The following is an 18,193-nucleotide window of genomic DNA, read 5'->3' as shown; positions in this document are numbered from 1 at the left end:
GATAATACTCTTTGATTGGTATCATTTAAATACCGAACAGCCTCTGAGAGACACCTCGTTTTCTTTTCGGGATAACATCGTCAGAGATTCCCCAATAGTTTGATGCTTGAGACATATTATATAGCAATAAGTCTTCGGGCATTTTTTCTAAAATAACTCGGTTGAGATTAGCGGTATTGATGTTCATTGCTCCCATCACAGAAGAGCCAAGTTCTTTCGATAATAGCGGAATAACCGCGTTACCAATCTCACGAAAACCATGCCATATTGTGCGGTGAAACTGAAACCAATCGGGGAATGTATGTAATCTGGCGGCTTCTCGTACAGTAATACAACGAGGAATAGAATAGTGAATGGGTCTAGGAGCAGTATAGGCCCCTTTGTCACTATTAGTTCCGGCCCGGAGAGTATTACATAAACCAGTAGGAGAAAGCTTGAAAAAGCGACTTTTTGGTTCCACTGTACCCGGTTCGGTTACGATAAATCTATCAATTGATCTTTGGGTATGAACTGAGCCTATATGTCCATAGATTTTTGTATCTACTGTTCTTTGATGGCAAAGTTTAAAAATATCTTTTGGCTGCACTGAATATTTTTTTCTCTTACCACTATAATCTAATTTTGATGCGAGTATGCCTAAATCAGTATCGATAAAAGCCGGTATTAATTCTAAATCTGAAATCGCATCATAGACGCTGGTAAAAGCTGATTTTTTGGCTGAGTTTAAATCGACGGTCTTTGTCAAAGGATATTTAGCCATCGTCACGTCTTTTCGACTACCAATTAAGATTAATCTTCTGCGCTTTTGTGGTGCGCCGTATTCACTGGCATCGAGGATTTTAATTGGCTGATTGATTGTATAGCCAATAGCTTCAAATTCAGAAATTAACTCCTCTAAAAATTGTTTATGTTTACCCGTAGCCATGCCGGGGACATTTTCAAAAATAAAATACTTGGGTTTAATTTCCCCTACAATTCGCAGATATTCAAATACTAGAGAATTTCTAGGATCATCTATTTGTCGTTTACCAATCAGTGAAAAACCTTGGCAGGGGGGACCACCAGCAATTAAACTAACATCGGTGGCATAGCCTTTTAGTTTTAATAATTCCCATATTTCTCTACTTGTTACTTTGGCTATATCCCGGCAAATAGTTTGACAATAGGGAAAGTTAAAATGATGAACCAAGGAATGGACTGCATCAAACTCCACCGCTACAGCAATATCAAATCCCGCCGCTTCTAGACCAAGGGACATCCCACCGCAGCCGGCAAATAAATCGATCGCAATTGGTCTATGTTTCACTTTGATGATTAGCTCTCTATTGTCTGCCTTTTATTATACTGTATTTCTGATAAAATTAAGGCTTTACGTTTTATTAACAGTCTGGTAAATAAAGGCAATTGTGCTATATTATTAAGCAATTATTTGAGCAATTCTTTTTCATCAATTTTTGGATCATTTGTTCAATTATCTTTACTTCAATAGTAATAGCTTATAAAAAATCCCGCCCCAGTATTTGGACGGGAATAACAATCAATCAATAATTAAATACTACTCCCATTCTATAGTTCCGGGCGGCTTAGAAGTAATATCATAAACCACGCGGTTAACTCCCTTAACTTCATTGACAATGCGATTAGAAATTGTCTCCAATAAATCATAGGGAACCCGCGACCAATCTGCTGTCATTCCGTCTTCACTGCTGACTAAACGTAGGACAATAGGATAAGCGTAGGTGCGTTGATCTCCCATTACTCCCACACTGCGGACAGGCAATAAAACCGCGAAAGCTTGCCAGAAATCGTGATACATTCCCTGCTTATTAATCTCGTCGCGCACTACCCAATCTGCATCGCGCAAAATATTTAATTTATCTGCGGTGACTTCCCCTAAAATGCGAATCGCTAAACCGGGGCCGGGGAAAGGTTGACGACGAACAATTTCTTCCGGAAGACCGATTGATCGGCCTAATTTTCTCACCTCATCCTTAAATAATTTTCGCAGAGGTTCGACTAATTTAAACCGGAGATTTTTCGGCAGTCCACCAACGTTATGATGACTTTTAATTTTAACCGCTACTCTTTCCCCGGTTTTGGGATCCACATTACTATCGGCCGATTCAATCACATCGGGATATAAAGTTCCTTGGGCCAGATAATCAAAGGGTCCCAAACGATTTGATTCTTCTTCAAACACCTGAATAAATTCATGGCCGATACGACGGCGCTTTTCTTCGGGATCGGTGACACCGGCCACTTGCGCTAAAAATCGCTTTCTAGCGTTGACATACTCGACTCTAATATGGAATTGCTCGTTAAATATCTGCATTAATCGTTCGGGTTCACCCTTACGCATGAATCCCTGATCGATAAACATACAGGTTAGTTGATCACCGATCGCTCGATGCAAGAGGAATGCTAAGGTAGAGGAGTCCACACCGCCGGATAAAGCCAATAAAACTCGCTTATCGCCCACTTTTGCCCTAATTTCTCGGATCGATTCCTCGACAAAAGCTTCCGTGGTCCAAGTGGGTTCGCATTTGCAGATATGATAGACGAAATTGCGAATTAAGGCGATTCCTCCCACAGAATGGACAACTTCCGGGTGAAACTGCACTCCAAAGAGTTTTTTCTCGTGATCGGCAATGGCCGCACAATCGGTATTATCGGTATGAGCGAGAATTTCAAAACCCGCGGGCAATTCCACGCAGGAATCCCCGTGACTCATCCAAGCGGTGGAACCGTCCTCGACATTGGTTAATAAATCGGTAGGATCGTTGATAAATAGGGATGCTTTGCCGTATTCGGCCCGTTTTGCCCGTTCTACCCTGCCCCCTAACTGCTGTACCATCAATTGCATCCCGTAGCAAACTCCGAGGATGGGTACACCTAAATTCCAAATTTCGGGATCACAGTGGGGCGCCCCTGGATCATAGACGGAATTGGGACCGCCCGAAAGAATTATTCCTTTCGGGTTGATTTGTGCTAATTGTTCGGCACTGGTACGATAGGAGAGAACTTCGGAGTAAACGTTCGTTTCCCGGATTCTGCGGGCGATTAATTCAGAATACTGGGAGCCAAAGTCAAGAATGATGATTATTTGACGATTAAGGCTATTAGTGAAGGACTCTGAGGGCAAAGTCTCTTGGGGGGTGGGAAGGGGGGTTTGAGTTGTCACTACGATCAAGAAAAGAAACTGGCAGGAAAAGGTTAAAGATTTGTGAACTAAATCGGCTATTGTTCTGAAAATAAGCTACAATAGTCTAGCCTTATTAGTTTCATTTTTTAAGACTAAATATTCCCACGATCATAGCACGGTCACTGGGGGGTAACTTGTAGATTTTGCAAAAATTTAATGCCATTTTCGCTTTTGCTGATCAAAGAACGAGAGCGATCGAATAAAATACAACCGACCCCAAGATGACCGTTACTGTGGTTATAAACGTATTCTTGGCAACGGCGATCGATAGTATTAGCCATTTCTCCATAGATGCGTTCCACCCAATTATCTCCCGTTTGCCGGTCTAATTGACGCAGATATTCCAGACCGTTTTCGCTGGTGCTACTGTCAAAAATTTGCTGGAGATGGGGGGTAGCTAAACCCATTTTAGCGGCGTAGGCGGTGAGAATTTCCCGACGACCATCGGCCAGATGATGGTGAGTCTGAAAGATTCCCCCGGCAAGTTTAATTAATTTACCGTGATAACCAAACAAAAGAATTTCAGAGATTCCCTGTAATTGTGCCTCTAATAACATCGGCCCGATCCAATTGGCTGTTTTTACCAAAATATCAGGATTAATACCCATTTGAGGGGCTAAATCTAAGCCATTTTCCCCGATACAAAACACCAAGCGATCAAAACGAAGAGATAAAATTTTTAATTGCTCGCGAAAGATTTCCAACTGTCCGGGGGCGCTCAGGGGTTGGGAAATGCCGGTGGTACCCAACAAAGATAATCCCTCTACCACCCCAAAAGCGGCGTTAGAAGTCCTTGTGGCCAGTTTTTTGCCTTCTGGAAGGATAATCGTCACTTTGATGCTTTCTTGGGGCAGTAACAGGGGTCTGAGGTTTTCTTGCATCAGACGCTGGGCATAACTATAGATAGCTGATTTTCCGCCATTATCAACCTGTAGGCCGATTCCTTGACCGCCTTGAATCTCTATCTCTTGATTACCCGTTTTTCTTTCTACTAACGCCCATATAGGGGTATTTCTAGTTAAATCTAAATTGTCCCCCGGATCGCTGCGGGTGATAGCTAGGGCAGCATCGGGGTTCAGTCGGGCAACTTGTTCGATGGCAATAGTAACGGCTTCTGGCGGTTCTAAAAGATTAAAAGTAACGGAATTTAGCTCATTTTCGCCGTGGAGATGCTGGAGAGATGCGATCGCACTGGCACAGGCAAAAACCGGTAAAGTGTAACCCGAACGGGGTGGGGAGATAGACATGAATAGGGTCGATAGCCAATCAAATTAGCCGTGATCTGATTATAGAACTAGGGGGCAACTGCTGCTATTTTTGATGATTCTTTGACATCCTCACCACGCTATCTTTTTAAGGATAGTGGCTGAATGGGTTTGATGCTTGACCAAAAAAATGCCTAATGGCTTAGGTCTTACCTCCATGTTGTCAACTGATTTTAATGATTTTCATTAGCAATAATTTGCTGAATTTGTTGTTTTAATTTAGGTAAATTATCTTTAATAACTCCCCAAACTTCATCTACATTGATTCCCGTGTAGCTATGGATTAAAATATCTCGAAACCCTGCAATTTTACGCCAAGTAATTTCAGGATATTTTTTTCTAATCTCAGGAGAGAGTTGTTTAACAGCTTCTCCAATGACTTCAAAACAGCGAATCACAGCATCTTGAATTAATAAAGATTGATAGAATCTGTCTTTTCCCTCATGTGTATAAGATTCGATTCGTTCAATTCTGTCTAAAATATCACCTAAATAAATTAAGTCATCCTTCATAAAGGAATCACCTCTTTCATGATTCTTTCCCGAAAACAATCTCGTAAACTGTTAATAGTAGCCACATCAACTTTACAGCCTAAATAATCTTCTAAGTCTTGAATTAAACCAATTCTATCTAATAAGTTGCGCCCTTGTTCCATTTCTACTAAAAAGTCAATATCACTGTCATTACCGTCTTCTCCTCTGGCAACTGATCCAAATATTAGAATATTAAATGCTCCATGTTTTCGAGCAATTTTTATAATATTCTCTCGTTTTTCTTGAAGAAGTTGATAGCGTTTCATTTTCATAATTTCCCGAATATTTTTTTAAGCAAGATGAGTTTTTCCTATTTTTAGAGAAAAATGGACTCTTTCTTACTAATCTATAAATTCTTTGCTCGATGACCTTTACCAGGAATTACTGTCTTGTCTTATATGACTCCCAAAAATCAAAAATCAGTGTAAGCAAAAGCACACTACCCCATCATAAAACTAGGGGGTTTTAAACCAGAATTTTCGATAACCTGAGATGCCGCAATACTGAAAGACTTCATCCCCAAACCTTCTCACTCCTCTATACCTTTTAAATAGAGATAAAAACCTAAATAGAACAGACAAAAAGCCTGTTCTATCCCTGAGGAGAAAAAAACTTAAACCGTCATGATATCTTTTTCTTTTGTCGTTAATAAATCCTCGATTTTGGCGATAAATTTATCGGTGGATTTCTGCACTTGATCCTGTAAATCCCTGGATTCATCCTCAGAAATCTCGTGACTTTTCTCCTGTTTACGGATAGCATCGATCGCATCCCGGCGAATATTGCGGACAGCCACCTTTCCCTCTTCGGCCAATTTCGCCGCTAGTTTGACCAATTCCTTGCGGCGATCGCTAGTGAGGGGAGGGATATTCAAACGAATGGTCTGACCGTCATTACTGGGGGTTAAACCCACGTCTGAGAGAGAAATCGCCTTTTCGATCGCCCCCATACTGGTACGATCGAAGGGTTGAATAGCGATCGTGGTTGCGTCGGGAGTGCTAATCGTCGCCAGGGACTTGAGGGGAGTTTCCATGCCATAATACTCCACCACGATCCGATCTAAAAGAGAAGCATTTGCCCGGCCGGTACGAATCGTATTAAAAGCTCTCTGGGTTGATTCGACGGTTTTCTGCATATGGTCTTGAACTTCAGCTAACTTCACAGAATCCTCCTACCAATGTTCCAACGGGTTCACCTTTGACAGCGCGAACAATATTACCTGCTACCGACAGATCGAAAACGACTATCGGGATATTATTTTCCTTGCACAGAGCGATCGCAGTCCCGTCCATCACCCGCAGATCATGGGTCAGCACATGACCGTAGGTGAGACTTTGAAAGCGTCGCGCGTTAGGATTGTGAGAGGGATCGGAATCATAAACCCCATCCACTTTCGTCGCTTTAAACACCACTTCCGCATCAATTTCGGCAGCGCGTAGGGCTGCCGTGGTATCGGTGGTAAAGAAAGGATTACCCGATCCCGCACCGAAAACCACCACCCGACCTTTTTCCAGATGACGGATTGCTCGCCGGCGGATGTAGGGTTCAGCTAATTCCTGCATCGCAATCGCCGTTAATACCCTAGTCGGTACTTGCGCTCGTTCTAGGGCATCCTGCAAGGTCATGGCGTTCATGACTGTTGCTATCATACCAATATAATCGGCCGTGGCCCGATCCATGCCGGCCGAGGCGGCTTTCACCCCCCGAAAAATATTGCCCCCACCGACCACGATCGCCAATTGGATGCCTTGAGCAACCACTTCGGAGATTTCCTGGGCGATAGCGGAAACCACCATCGGGTCGATCCCATAGCCGAGATTGCCCATCAGGGCCTCCCCACTCAGTTTTAATAATACCCGCTTGTACGCCATGCCCTTACTACCACTCGCTAAAACAATATCTAGATAATTTTTGTCTCCCCATAAGATAGCAGGTTTTGGCCTTGATTTAAGCTGACCAGTCCACTCTCCCAGAGGGACGAGAAGTTAAACTTAATAAATCTTTTCCTTGGGAAATTAGTATTTAGTGATACCTTTGTTATTAAGGGAAGCTTAGTTTGATTGAGAATTAATAACCGTGGTCAACGATCGATTACTATTGGTCAACAAAAGCAATCAAGGGGCCGCTAACATCGATACCTTTGATTGGGTGTATGGGTTTCAGGATGGAACCCGTCTGATGGGCAAGGTTTGCGGTTACTTAGATCCCGATAGTAATCGTCTTCTCGATCCCGAAAACTGCAGCGCTATCTACCAGAATGCCCAGGGACAAGTCCTTAGTCGTTGGCAAGCTGGAGATTTTATCGCTTTTGAACTAACCACCACCGGGGAAGAGCTGCTGATCGTGGCTTCTAATGACAATTGTGTCAGTAATAGTCTCTGTTTGGTTTCGGGCATTAGTCGCAGCTGCGCCCAAGTTACCGATGAAGGAAAATCCCTCGTCCGCGAGGTTTTTCAATACCCTGCTTGGTCTTTGCAGGGCGATAATACCACTTCTAAGCCGGCTTTCAGTTGGAATTGTTCCGTATCTCCCTTTTTCCCCTTTGTTTCCCTGCGTTTTAATCTTCAGTCCACCAGCAGCAAAAAATTCTATCGTTGGACGGTTTCTCCCTATTTTCCCTTTTGTCCCCTCTTAGAAGTGGGAGAATCGCTCGCCTAATTGGAATCGATGAAGATTGCCAGATTTCTAGGGCTTTTTCACTACGATAGTTCTAGAAGATTTAAACACATCAGGAATGATTAAAACCGTAAGCTATCCCTTGCTATATCAGACTTAGGATGGCGTTCTTTTAGAGATATGCTATCGGCGAAATCCGCTTAATATGGTCGGGATTTTCGGTTAATTTCTCGATGGGAACCAACAAGCCAAAAGTCTGACCGTTGCCAGGACATAGGGACCAAAAAGCCTTAAATGTCCCTAGAGATGTTAGAGCAGTTATCTTAATGGTGAGGTAGGAAGTTTTCCTTTTGGAGAGTCATACTAAATCCGTTGAGTAACGCACAGAAAACGGGTTTCTCGGAGAAACCCGTTTTCTACTCATGCACTCATGCAAAACGGAGAATAAATAATCAGTTTTTAATAACCGGATTTAGTATCAGCTTTTATTTATTCTCCCTGCTCCCGGCCTCCTCGCCCCCCACTTCATAATTCATAATTCATAATTCATAATTCCTTCCAAAAATGCCTTCGCCAGAATCCGCTCCCCTATTAGCACAACTGCAAAAAAAAGTCAATAGTTTAGATGTACCATTTTACGCACCAGGGCATAAGCAGGGGGAAGGAATCGGGGAAGATTTAAGTAATTTACTGGGAAAAAGCGTCTTTAAAGCCGATTTACCCGAATTACCCGACCTGGATAATTTGTTTGCCCCGACGGGAGTGATTAAAGAAGCGCAAATTTTAGCAGCCGAGACATTTGGGGCAGATAAAAGCTGGTTTTTGGTCAATGGTTCCAGTTGTGGCATTATTGCGGCGATTTTAGCCACTTGCGGCGAGGGAGATAAAATTATTTTGGCGAGAAATATTCATAAATCGGCAATTTCTGGCTTAATTCTCTCCGGGGCGCGACCTATCTTTATCAATCCCGAATATAATCCCACTATCGATCTAAATTTAAATATAACCCCCCAATCCCTCGAAAATGCCCTGAAACTTCATCCCGACGCCAAAGCGGTAATGGTAGTCTCTCCCACCTATCAAGGGGTTTGCTGTGACTTAGAAACTATCGCCCAGATTACCAATCATTATTCTATCCCGCTGCTCGTCGATGAGGCTCACGGGGCGCATTTTGCCTTTCATCCCGATTTACCTCCGGCTGCCCTCTCTCTCGGCGCCGATATGGCTATTCAGTCCACCCATAAGGTTTTAGGGGCCTTAACTCAAGCATCGATGTTACACTTAAAAAGCGATCGCATTAGTTCCGAAAAAGTCGATCGAGCCTTACAATTAGTTCAAACCACTAGCCCTAGTTATTTGCTTCTCGCCTCCCTTGATAGTGCTAGAAAGCAAATGGCGACGCAAGGCCTAGATTTACTGACCAAAACCCTCGATTTAGCCGCTACTGCCCGAAAAGAACTCGATAAAATCCCTAATATCTCTGTTTTAGACTTTCCCCATTCTATCCCGGGTTGTCACTGGTTTGATCGCACTCGTTTAACGGTAATTGTCAAAGATTTTGGCTTAACTGGTTACGAAATAGACGATATTTTGCGAGAAAAATACGCTGTCACGGCGGAATTACCGACTTTAAGCCAACTTACTTTTATTATCTCCATCGGCAATCATCGCGAACACATTAATCGCCTAATTACTGCTTTTCAATGCCTTCAATCCCCTTCCTCTACCAGTTTACCCCCCACTCCTCCTCCAGTCACGGCAAATTCGGCTATTTCTCCTAGAAAGGCTTTTTTTGCCCCTACAGAGATAGTATCCCGGAAAAATGCCCTCGATCGTCTTAGTGCCGATGTTATCTGTCCCTATCCCCCCGGTATTCCCGTTTTGATGCCGGGAGAGTTAATTTCTCAGGAAATCCTCGACTATCTGCAAACTATTTTAGACCTCGGTGGCACGATTACCGGCGGTAGTGATGATAATTTTGCAACTTTTAGGGTTTTAAAATAATCGCAAAATTATCTGATATATTAACCGGAAAAAGGCGGTAATAGCAATGGCCCCGATGGCAGCCATCACGGCAATGATAGCAATTTCAGGAAAACTTAGGCTGCCTTGCAGTTGCGGAATTAAGAGGAAAGCGAGGGTAATTGCTGCGATAATTGGTAGATCTTTTCCTTCAATCACTTTTTTAAATAATGCCAAAACTAAGCCCCCTAAGATCATAAAGGCGATGATAATTCCTACCGAGGGGACTAAACTATTTAAGGCAATTACTAATAATGTCCCTTCAAATCCTGTAAAGGCAGCATTAGCGAAAGTTTCCCCAAGAGAAAAACGGGAAGTTTTTCTCATCACTGGAGAAGCTGGAGGAATTGGAGAGGGGGAAGATGGGGGAATTGGAGAAGGTGGAGGAGATGGGGGAGGAGGATTTAAAGCGGTTAAAACTTCTCCACAGGATTGAAATCTATCCCGGGGATTTGCTAGTAACATTTTATTGAATACTCGGACTAAATCTGAGCTAATATTAGGGGCATAATTTTGCCAATTCCAGACCTGTTTTTGCGGATCGTATAGATCATCAGGATCGCGATTAGTTAAGAGTATAACACAGGTAGCTGCTAGGGCATATAAATCTGTGGCTGCTGATACCTGATTGCCTAATTGTTGTTCGGGAGGTGCAAATCCTGCCGAGTAAATTGTTGTGGATTTCTCCTGTGTATTATTGGGATTATTGGTAGCCTGTTTTACTGCCCCAAAATCGAGTAAATAGAGGCGGCCATTTTTGGATAGCATGATGTTAGATGGTTTTATATCCCGGTGAATGGAACCATTTTCATGGATAAATTTGAGGATAAGAAGTAATTCTTTGAGAATGTTTTTAACTTCACTTTCTTGAAAGGGTTTTTGTTGCTGTTGGAGAATTTCTTCTAAGTTTTTACCGTCTATATATTCCTGGGCTAGATAGAAAAATTGCTCTTCTTCTCCCGTTAATTGATTCTTGACTTTTAAAGGGAAAAAAGCATAGAGATCGGGGATTTGGGGATGTTCTCGTCCTAAATCTTCTAAAACGTGCGCTTCTTGAAAAAATAAGTTTTTCGCTTTTTCTAAAGCTTGGGGACTTAAATTACCGGAAGGTTGAAATTGTTTGAGTACACATTTAGCTTTTTTGGGACTATAACGATCTACTGCTAAAAATGCCGCCCCAAATCCTCCTTGTCCCAATAGACGTTCTGGCAAATAACGTCCCCCTAAAATTAATGGCATCCCGCAAGTAGTACAATATTTCTGATCGATCGAGGTTAAGCGATTGCTATCGTCTAGGTCTAGGCATTGATTACGCGGTTTCGGACAGTGGGGACGCGTGCAAATAACTTCCATAGTCACCGTTTCCCTTGGTACTGCTCTTAGTTTAGCCACTATCGGCAATTCGGGTTAAAATTTTTATTCTTGAGAAAGAGTTAAAAAGAGAGTTCGTAGGCCGAGACGGATTCCGATTATACTACAAGGTTAGCAAAAATTTTTGAGTTTGTCAAGTCTTTGGCTGAAAAAAATTCAGCCAGATCTAGCGGTTATCTTAATGGTGGGGTGGGAAGTCTCGGTGCTTTTTTTAGTTGAAAGAGCGGGCCAGACGACTAACCCCGGTGTGTAATAACTGTTCCAAGCTTTGGCGATCGCTGATGGCTTGAAGATTGATCACAAAACAGGTTAAACCCAGTCCAAAGAGGATAAAAGTGGGGGCCATAACCACACCAATCATTAACCAGGTGGCGACGTGGAGAAACATGGTGACAGCGAACAACAAAGCTAGGGAAGCAATGGGGAAGACTTGACGGGTAGGACGACCAAAATAGAGAAAAAGAACGGTTAAAACGGTGGTTACTAAGTTAGCGGGTACTAAAAAGGCACAAATCGAGATGCAATAGTTGCGGGAAAATTCAGCGAGAGTATTAAAATCTATCATGAATAGTAGTTTACAATTGCCTGAGTCTTAGTATTGTCGATTGTAGCGGAAAATTTACATGATCGGGATGAAGCTGTGGTGCAATAGATTTTCGAGAGGGAGCTAAAACGAGGATCGGGGTATAGATCCTCCGGTTATAATGAAATCTGGGAAAATGACACCGCCCTTCGGCTTCTCTCAGGGTCAACCGCATCCCGAAAACTCTCACCCCTTGCCGGGTATAATCGATCGCAGGAAAAATTTTATGAGTAAATTTGTCTTTGTCACTGGGGGAGTCGTCTCCAGTATTGGGAAAGGAATTGTCGCCGCTAGTTTGGGAAGATTGTTGAAAAGTCGGGATTATTCCGTCTCAATTCTGAAATTAGACCCCTATATCAACGTGGATCCGGGTACGATGAGTCCTTTTCAACACGGAGAGGTATTTGTCACCGATGATGGGGCCGAAACCGACCTCGACCTTGGCCACTACGAACGTTTTACCGATACGGAACTGTCCCGTCTCAATAGCGTGACTACCGGCTCGATTTATCAAGCGGTATTGAATAAAGAGCGCCGTGGTGCTTATATGGGGGGAACTGTGCAGGTAATTCCCCATATTACCAACGAAATCAAAGAAAGGATTCTCCGGGTGGCCAAAGATACCAACCCCGATATTGTCATCACAGAAATTGGTGGTACGGTGGGAGATATTGAATCTTTGCCTTTTTTAGAAGCAATTAGGCAATTTAGGAAGGATGTGGGTCGAAATAACGTAGTTTATATGCACGTTACCCTAATTCCTTGGATTCCGGCCGCCAAGGAGATGAAAACTAAACCGACGCAACACTCGGTCAAGGAATTAAGATCGATCGGCATTCAACCGGATGTGTTAGTCTGTCGTTGTCATCTACCCCTACAACCGGGGTTAAAAGAAAAACTCTCAGCTTTCTGTGATGTGCCGGTGGAATCGGTGATTACTGCTCAGGATGCCAGCAGTATCTACGAAGTGCCTCTCAATCTGGAAAAAGAGGGATTAGCGCAACAAACCCTAGAATTATTAAACCTGGGTCCCCGATACCCCCATCTGGAGGAGTGGGAAAATCTCATCCGACAGATGCAATCTCCCAGTCAAAAATTAGAGATAGCTATCGTCGGGAAATATGTGCAGTTGGGGGATGCTTATCTCTCGGTGGTGGAGGCCCTTAAACACGCAGCTATTGCCCTTAATAGCGAGATAGAATTGCGTTGGGTAAGTGCCGAAGATGTGGATAATGATTCGGCCGAAGCTCATTTAAGCGGTGTTGACGGTATTGTGGTACCAGGTGGTTTTGGTATTAGGGGTGTGGATGGCAAAATTAAGGCGATCGAGTATGCTAGGGTCAATAATATTCCTTTCTTGGGTCTCTGTTTAGGGATGCAGTGTTCGATTATCGAATGGGGTCGCAATGTGGCCCGATTAGAAAGGGCCAATAGTTCCGAATTTGAAGAAGATACACCGAATCCAGTGATTAATTTACTGCCAGAACAGGCAGATGTGGTAGATTTAGGGGGAACAATGCGCTTAGGTCTCTATCCCTGTCGTTTAAATCCCGATAGTCTAGCTTTCTCCCTCTACGGTCAAGAGGTTATCTATGAGCGCCATCGTCACCGTTACGAGTTCAATAATGCCTATCGTAGTCTCTTTTTTGAGACTGGTTATCTGGTGAGTGGCACTTCTCCTGATGGTCGTTTGGTGGAAATTATCGAACTACCAAAACATCCTTTCTTTATTGCTACCCAATTTCATCCCGAATTTCGCTCTCGTCCCAATAAAGCTCATCCTCTCTTTTCTGGTTTCATGAAAGCGGCCCTTAAGGGTAGAGAGGAAAAGTTTTCCCTGAGTAGTCAGCATTCGGCTATTAGTTAGGGTTTGCTGGGTTCTATTGGCTCAAAATCTGGTTTTTTGGGGGGAAACCCCCGAAAATTTCGCATCTTAACCCCAGTTTGGCCTAGGGTTTTCCGAATTGACGTTGATAAACTACTTCTTCCTTGCCAGATTCCAGTTTAATATCCGAGCGAGGATAGGCCACACATAACAAAGCATAGCCTTCTTTTTGCAGGTCGGGGGATAATCCCATGCCCTCACCTTGTTCAACGCTACCCTGGGAAAGTTGAGCGGCGCAGGTAGTACATACGCCCGCATTGCAAGAACTGGGTAAGTCAATCCCCGCATCGTAGGCCGCCTGTAGTATAGTTTGATCTTTCCTAACTTCGATCGTTTGTATTTTTCCTAAATGAGAAATTTCTACTTTGTAGGTTGTGGTCATAGCTAATGAATGATGCTTTGAACTTCACCTATTTTATCATTCTAGATACCCCCCCAAAAAATCGATCACTCCGATGGCGATCAATTAATTTTTAAACTGACAACGACCCTAATAATTCCATCGTGGTCCTTTTTGACCACCGGCTCGCCACCCTTTGCCATAAAGTCATTGATTGTCCTTAGAAGAAGATGACCATTGAGCTAACCCCGCTCCGACTAAAGCACTAGGCAAAGATAAAGCAAGGATTAATTTCTCCTCTGGAAGAACTAAGCTTAAAGCAATAGCGCTAATTAATCCCAATTCAATGAAAATTAAAGCGATTTTGTTCTTCTGAGACATTCTTGACCAAATAAAGGAAGAATAATGGCTAACAAAATAAAAATCATAAGGTGATTTCTGACAAAGAGTTTACCTAATCTAATCAACTTAAAAAATAAGGGGAAAATAGTTAGCGAACACCTTCCGCTAACCTAACTTTATTTTCAAGTTCTAATGATGGTTTTTTGACAAGTAAATAAAAGACAAATATTAGCAGATTAATTCCACTAATTAAACTTGACTAACTTCAACTTTATTGACCTTTTCCACTCATGTCGAGTATAAGCAATGGGGTTATTAAATGTTGGATTTTGTTGTGCGTATGACTCGGCTATTTTTCTTAAAGACTCGGAAGCTTCGGTTTGTTTCTCTTCCATTTTTTCGCTCCACTATGAGTTGAATGTCGCCCAACACATATTATGCCGCTTCTTTGTTCTTCTAATCCCAATTGGACTGCTCTTCGCCCCCAACCCAAGATTTTTTCCGTTTTTCTGGCATTTCCTTCAAAATACTTTTGACAAATCCTCCCTTGAAAGGCTCGCCGAGAAGCCCCCGTCATCTTTTTAGCTGCAAAACGTAAGTCTTCGATTTGAGAGGGGGTTAAGGCTGTATCTTCTGGCATAGACACCATTTTTTTCTTTTCTACTCGCCATTTCCCCTATTTTAATCTATCAGGTATCTTCTTGATCAGAAATCACCTTACGACCAGGAAAATGGTCAAAGAATCGAAAAAAAGAAAGAGTTACCAAGTTTTAAGGCATTGGGTAAGGATGGGCTGTGTCGCTTGCTATTTTATGAGACTAGGCTCCTCTATCAACTTTTGACGGACAATTTAGTAAAGCGATGTAGTCCCTAATACAAAAGTTTTACCCTTGCTGGGATATTGTCCACGGTCCGGGACAGGGGAAATCTTAAAAAAGATACGGGAAAAAAAGCTGTTCTTGAGGGCAATAGTCCAGAATGGCAGGTAAGACCGAGTAAAAAGGGGAAAGAGGAAAGGAAAAAGTAAAAAGGATAACCTTTGACTGTATAGCCTTTCTTAGAGGGATGAAGTATGACCTGATTCTCAGTTGATATTACCGCAATCTCTACCCAAAAAATCGGCCCATAATTAACAAAAACTAGATTTTTCAAGGTAAAAACTATGTGTTTAGGCATACCAGGACAAATTACAGCAATTATTGATGAAAACCATCATCTCGCTCTCGTCGATGTGGGGGGTGTAAAAAGAGAAGTAAATATCACTTGCATTGTTGATGAAGACCATCCTGCTAATACTTGTGTAGGGGATTGGGTATTAGTTCATGTGGGTTTTGCCATGAATCGAATTGATGAAGATGAGGCGCAAGAAACCTTAAATTTATTAACACAATTATCGGAATTAGAGGAAGAATTTAATCATAATTAATGTTCTTAAGTAGTCACCCATAAATTAATTCTGTTGTCTATCTTAAGAAATGTAAATTACGGCAATTATTACTGACGACCGACGACCGGCTCCACAATTAACTTTACTTTTGTCCAACCACTTATAGAGAGAAAGCTTGTTATGAAATACGTTGATGAATTTCGTGATCCAGTTAAAGCGGCAGGATTAATTCAACAAATTGAACAATTATCGATAAGAATCTCTGAAAAGCGGGAAAAAGTTACTAAAATTATGGAGGTTTGTGGAGGTCATACCCACTCAATTTTTAGATACGGTATCGAGGCAATACTTCCCGAAACTATCGAATTAATTCATGGTCCTGGATGTCCCGTTTGTGTGATGCCGCGAGGTCGTTTAGATGATGCAATTTTTCTCGCACAACAACCGAACGTAATTCTGACAACTTTTGGCGATACTATGCGTGTCCCCGGTTCCCATTTAAGTCTGCTACAAGCACGAGCAAAAGGTGATGATATTCGCATGGTTTATTCTCCTCGCGATGCCTTAAAAATTGCCAGAGAAAATCTCGATAAAGAAGTAATATTTCTAGCATTAGGTTTTGAAACAACCGTTCCTAGCACAGCTTTAACTGTTTTAGAAGCCCAAAGAGATGGTATCACTAATTTTAGTTTATTTTCCAATCATGTGGTGATTATTCCCGCTTTGAAAGCTTTGTTAGATAACCCAGATTTACAGTTAGACGGTTTTGTTGGTCCTGGTCATGTTAGCATGGTAATTGGCACAGACCCCTATCAAGTTATTGCCCAAGAATATCATAAACCTGTGGTAGTTTCTGGGTTTGAACCTTTGGATATTCTCCAATCAATTTGGATGGTATTAAAACAATTAGATGAGCAGAGATGTGAGATCGAAAATCAGTATGATCGAGTGGTACAAAATCAAGGAAATAGAGTCGCTTTATCGGCAATCGACCAAGTTTTTGAACTGCGGGATCAGTTTGAATGGCGAGGTTTAGGAGAAATTGCTCAAGGAGGTTTAAAACTGCGAGATGAGTACAGTAATTTTGATGCGGAGAAGAAATTTACTTTACCCAATCAGCGCGTTAAAGATCACAAAGCTTGTCAGTGTGGCGAAATTCTTAAAGGTGTTTTAAAACCCTGGGAATGTAAAGTATTTGGGACTGCTTGTACTCCCGAACATCCCATCGGCACTTGTATGGTTTCTAGTGAAGGTGCTTGTGCCGCTTATTATAAGTATGGTAGAAATCAGTAAATTTTTTTACTGATTAGGTTCCTTTCTGGTGAGAAAACGCTAGAATTCTCACCAGAAGAAATTAACAATCTCTCGGTGATAAAAAAAAATGAAGATCAAAAATAATCTGGGTTTATTTGGCTTAACTACCTCTGTGCTGCTAATTATCGCTTCGGAAATCGTTCTTGCTTCCCAAGAACAAACCCTAGAACTGCAACCAAGTCAACCCCCCAGCGCCGATTTTTTCAAACCCGTTACCAATCTAATTAAAGATTTAAACCATCAGGGAGTAACTATCACTGATCCCAATGATCCCATGGCGGTGCGCTACCGAGTCAATTCCCCCTGTCGCGGTTGTGCGGTTTATCTAGGCACGGGAGTTGCCAATCCTCGCACCCAGACTAATAATAATGGCATGGGAATCAATTTTGGTCTTGGTTTCACCATGCCCTTTTCACCCTAAATGCCGATGACATATTTACGCCATTCCTGATTGTGATTCTCCCTGGTGTGCTTTAATAGCTCAAAGTGGAGACTGCTGTAGGGACGACGCGGCTGGGCGCGTAGGGACATATTGGCCTCTTTTGGTGTACGATTGCCCTTATGCACATTACAACGCACACAAGCCGCCACTAAATTCTCCCAGGTATCACCCCCTCCGCGAGAACGGGGAATCACATGATCGATGGTTAATTGTTCACCTCGGTAGAGACAGTATTGACAGGTGTGATGGTCTCGTTCCAGAATATTACGACGGGTTAAAGGAATTTCCTTGTAGGGAACACGGACGTATTGCCTAAGACGGATAACAGAAGGTAGGGGTAAGTCACGACAAACCACTTTTCCGTTATGTTCTAGGGATTCAGCTTTTCCTTTCAACAATAAAACGATCGCTCGCCGCCAACTGGTAATATTTAGCGGTTCGTAGGAGGCATTCAACACGAGAACCTTGCTCATAGGTGTCTGGAGATCGCTTGAATTTACCCCGCATGGTAGCACAGATCACTGAGATGGGAACCTATTATTCAGTGTTGGGGAAGTGGGGAGCTTTTTTCAGTGATCAGTAAACAGTGAAAAGACAGCACTGTTAAGGCTATTTGTGGGGAACAGTAGTCTGTGCTCTGGGGATGATGCCAAATCCCCTCATACTTCATCCAACTGGCGATAACTATACCAGCGCACACAGGTTATCGCCGATTCAAAGCTACTAATGTCTAGGCTAGTGGACTGTTTCAGCTAATTTGGTGCAATAGATTCTCCCGATTCCTCTTCCTCAAACACAGGATAAAGATGTTTCAGCTTGACCCTAGCATCGCTGGTCGTAAACGTCCATATTACTGTAGATGCAGTCTGATTACGTTCTTTTTGCCATGTT

At 42.6% G+C, this 18,193-nt stretch carries 18 protein-coding genes and 2 pseudogenes; 7 read left to right on the top strand and 13 right to left on the bottom strand.

All coding sequences use genetic code 11. The features are described from left to right. Nucleotides 1-25: 25 nt before the first annotated feature. The 7 genes from IM473_RS18760 to pyrH form a co-directional block, all read right to left on the bottom strand. On the bottom strand, nucleotides 26-1,306 hold the full coding sequence (locus IM473_RS18760; protein WP_287658061.1) for a DNA cytosine methyltransferase: 1,281 nt from the start codon (nucleotides 1,304-1,306) through the stop codon (nucleotides 26-28). A 249-nt stretch (nucleotides 1,307-1,555) separates the two neighbouring features. Next, on the bottom strand, nucleotides 1,556-3,181 hold the full coding sequence (gene guaA, locus IM473_RS18755) for a glutamine-hydrolyzing GMP synthase (RefSeq protein WP_287658059.1): 1,626 nt from the start codon (nucleotides 3,179-3,181) through the stop codon (nucleotides 1,556-1,558). A gap of 140 nt (nucleotides 3,182-3,321) precedes the next feature. Continuing rightward, nucleotides 3,322-4,449: a cobalt-precorrin-5B (C(1))-methyltransferase CbiD gene (gene cbiD / locus IM473_RS18750; protein ID WP_287658058.1), complete on the bottom strand. Its 1,128-nt coding sequence runs from the start codon at nucleotides 4,447-4,449 to the stop codon at nucleotides 3,322-3,324. Nucleotides 4,450-4,640: 191 nt separating this feature from the next. Beyond that, entirely contained in the window at nucleotides 4,641-4,979 is a 339-nt protein-coding gene (locus tag IM473_RS18745) for a HepT-like ribonuclease domain-containing protein (protein ID WP_287658057.1), read from the bottom strand. Beyond that, on the bottom strand, nucleotides 4,976-5,266 hold the full coding sequence (locus IM473_RS18740) for a nucleotidyltransferase family protein (protein WP_043996335.1): 291 nt from the start codon (nucleotides 5,264-5,266) through the stop codon (nucleotides 4,976-4,978). Before IM473_RS18740 ends, IM473_RS18745 begins: the two co-directional genes overlap by 4 nt. A gap of 347 nt (nucleotides 5,267-5,613) precedes the next feature. Continuing rightward, nucleotides 5,614-6,135 carry a ribosome recycling factor gene (frr, locus tag IM473_RS18735; protein WP_002746738.1) on the bottom strand — a complete coding sequence of 174 codons (522 nt, stop codon included), beginning with the start codon at nucleotides 6,133-6,135 and terminating at the stop codon, nucleotides 5,614-5,616. Between the two features lie 13 nt (nucleotides 6,136-6,148). Beyond that, on the bottom strand, nucleotides 6,149-6,871 hold the full coding sequence (gene pyrH, locus IM473_RS18730) for a UMP kinase (protein WP_287658056.1): 723 nt from the start codon (nucleotides 6,869-6,871) through the stop codon (nucleotides 6,149-6,151). Between the two features lie 205 nt (nucleotides 6,872-7,076). Here pyrH and IM473_RS18725 point away from each other — a divergent pair, with 205 nt between their 5' ends. The 3 genes and pseudogenes from IM473_RS18725 to IM473_RS18715 all read left to right on the top strand — a co-directional run bounded on the left by IM473_RS18725 (nucleotide 7,077) and on the right by IM473_RS18715 (nucleotide 9,620). Next, nucleotides 7,077-7,658 carry a hypothetical protein gene (locus tag IM473_RS18725; RefSeq protein ID WP_287658054.1) on the top strand — a complete coding sequence of 194 codons (582 nt, stop codon included), beginning with the start codon at nucleotides 7,077-7,079 and terminating at the stop codon, nucleotides 7,656-7,658. 43 nt (nucleotides 7,659-7,701) lie between these two features. After that, nucleotides 7,702-7,904 (top strand): annotated as a pseudogene (locus IM473_RS18720) (zinc ribbon domain-containing protein); the annotation flags it as partial. A 276-nt stretch (nucleotides 7,905-8,180) separates the two neighbouring features. After that, the gene (locus IM473_RS18715) at nucleotides 8,181-9,620 is read left to right on the top strand and encodes an aminotransferase class I/II-fold pyridoxal phosphate-dependent enzyme (protein WP_287658052.1); all 1,440 of its coding nucleotides are present in this window, start codon (nucleotides 8,181-8,183) and stop codon (nucleotides 9,618-9,620) included. On the opposite strand, the gene IM473_RS18710 is transcribed toward IM473_RS18715, so the two are convergent. Beyond that, a complete protein-coding gene (locus tag IM473_RS18710) occupies nucleotides 9,612-10,991 on the bottom strand; it encodes a serine/threonine-protein kinase (RefSeq protein WP_287658077.1) in 1,380 nt (459 codons plus the stop codon). The genes IM473_RS18715 and IM473_RS18710 overlap by 9 nt on opposite strands. 229 nt (nucleotides 10,992-11,220) lie before the next feature. Next, nucleotides 11,221-11,574, bottom strand: coding sequence for a hypothetical protein (locus IM473_RS18705; RefSeq protein ID WP_287658050.1), 354 nt, complete (start codon nucleotides 11,572-11,574; stop codon nucleotides 11,221-11,223). A gap of 244 nt (nucleotides 11,575-11,818) precedes the next feature. Here IM473_RS18705 and pyrG point away from each other — a divergent pair, with 244 nt between their 5' ends. Further along, nucleotides 11,819-13,459 (top strand): glutamine hydrolyzing CTP synthase, encoded by a 1,641-nt coding sequence (gene pyrG / locus IM473_RS18700; protein WP_002732716.1) that lies wholly within the window; start codon nucleotides 11,819-11,821, stop codon nucleotides 13,457-13,459. 82 nt (nucleotides 13,460-13,541) lie between these two features. Here pyrG and IM473_RS18695 read toward each other — a convergent pair whose 3' ends face one another. Together IM473_RS18695 and IM473_RS18690 are read right to left on the bottom strand one after the other, a co-directional pair. Continuing rightward, nucleotides 13,542-13,859, bottom strand: a complete 318-nt coding sequence (locus IM473_RS18695; RefSeq protein WP_002800481.1) for a 2Fe-2S iron-sulfur cluster-binding protein — start codon at nucleotides 13,857-13,859, stop codon at nucleotides 13,542-13,544. Between the two features lie 165 nt (nucleotides 13,860-14,024). Next, on the bottom strand, nucleotides 14,025-14,198 hold the full coding sequence (locus IM473_RS18690; protein WP_002800478.1) for a hypothetical protein: 174 nt from the start codon (nucleotides 14,196-14,198) through the stop codon (nucleotides 14,025-14,027). A 1,123-nt stretch (nucleotides 14,199-15,321) separates the two neighbouring features. Here IM473_RS18690 and IM473_RS18685 point away from each other — a divergent pair. The 3 genes from IM473_RS18685 (at nucleotide 15,322) to IM473_RS18675 (ending at nucleotide 17,281) form a co-directional block, all read left to right on the top strand. Beyond that, nucleotides 15,322-15,585: a HypC/HybG/HupF family hydrogenase formation chaperone gene (locus IM473_RS18685; protein WP_287658049.1), complete on the top strand. Its 264-nt coding sequence runs from the start codon at nucleotides 15,322-15,324 to the stop codon at nucleotides 15,583-15,585. Between the two features lie 141 nt (nucleotides 15,586-15,726). Then, nucleotides 15,727-16,839 (top strand): hydrogenase formation protein HypD, encoded by a 1,113-nt coding sequence (gene hypD, locus IM473_RS18680; RefSeq protein WP_287658048.1) that lies wholly within the window; start codon nucleotides 15,727-15,729, stop codon nucleotides 16,837-16,839. A gap of 88 nt (nucleotides 16,840-16,927) precedes the next feature. Next, a complete protein-coding gene (locus IM473_RS18675) occupies nucleotides 16,928-17,281 on the top strand; it encodes a hypothetical protein (protein WP_287658046.1) in 354 nt (117 codons plus the stop codon). Here IM473_RS18675 and IM473_RS18670 read toward each other — a convergent pair. Continuing rightward, a complete protein-coding gene (locus tag IM473_RS18670) occupies nucleotides 17,278-17,775 on the bottom strand; it encodes an HNH endonuclease (protein WP_004163691.1) in 498 nt (165 codons plus the stop codon). The two genes, IM473_RS18675 and IM473_RS18670, sit on opposite strands and share 4 nt — an antisense overlap. A gap of 279 nt (nucleotides 17,776-18,054) precedes the next feature. Continuing rightward, a pseudogene (locus IM473_RS18665) lies at nucleotides 18,055-18,193 on the bottom strand (IS630-like element ISMae25 family transposase); the annotation flags it as partial.

Source organism: Microcystis sp. M015S2 (assembly GCF_020245945.1).
Lineage (GTDB): Bacteria > Cyanobacteriota > Cyanobacteriia > Cyanobacteriales > Microcystaceae > Microcystis.
This window is presented reverse-complemented; position numbering and strand designations above follow the sequence as displayed.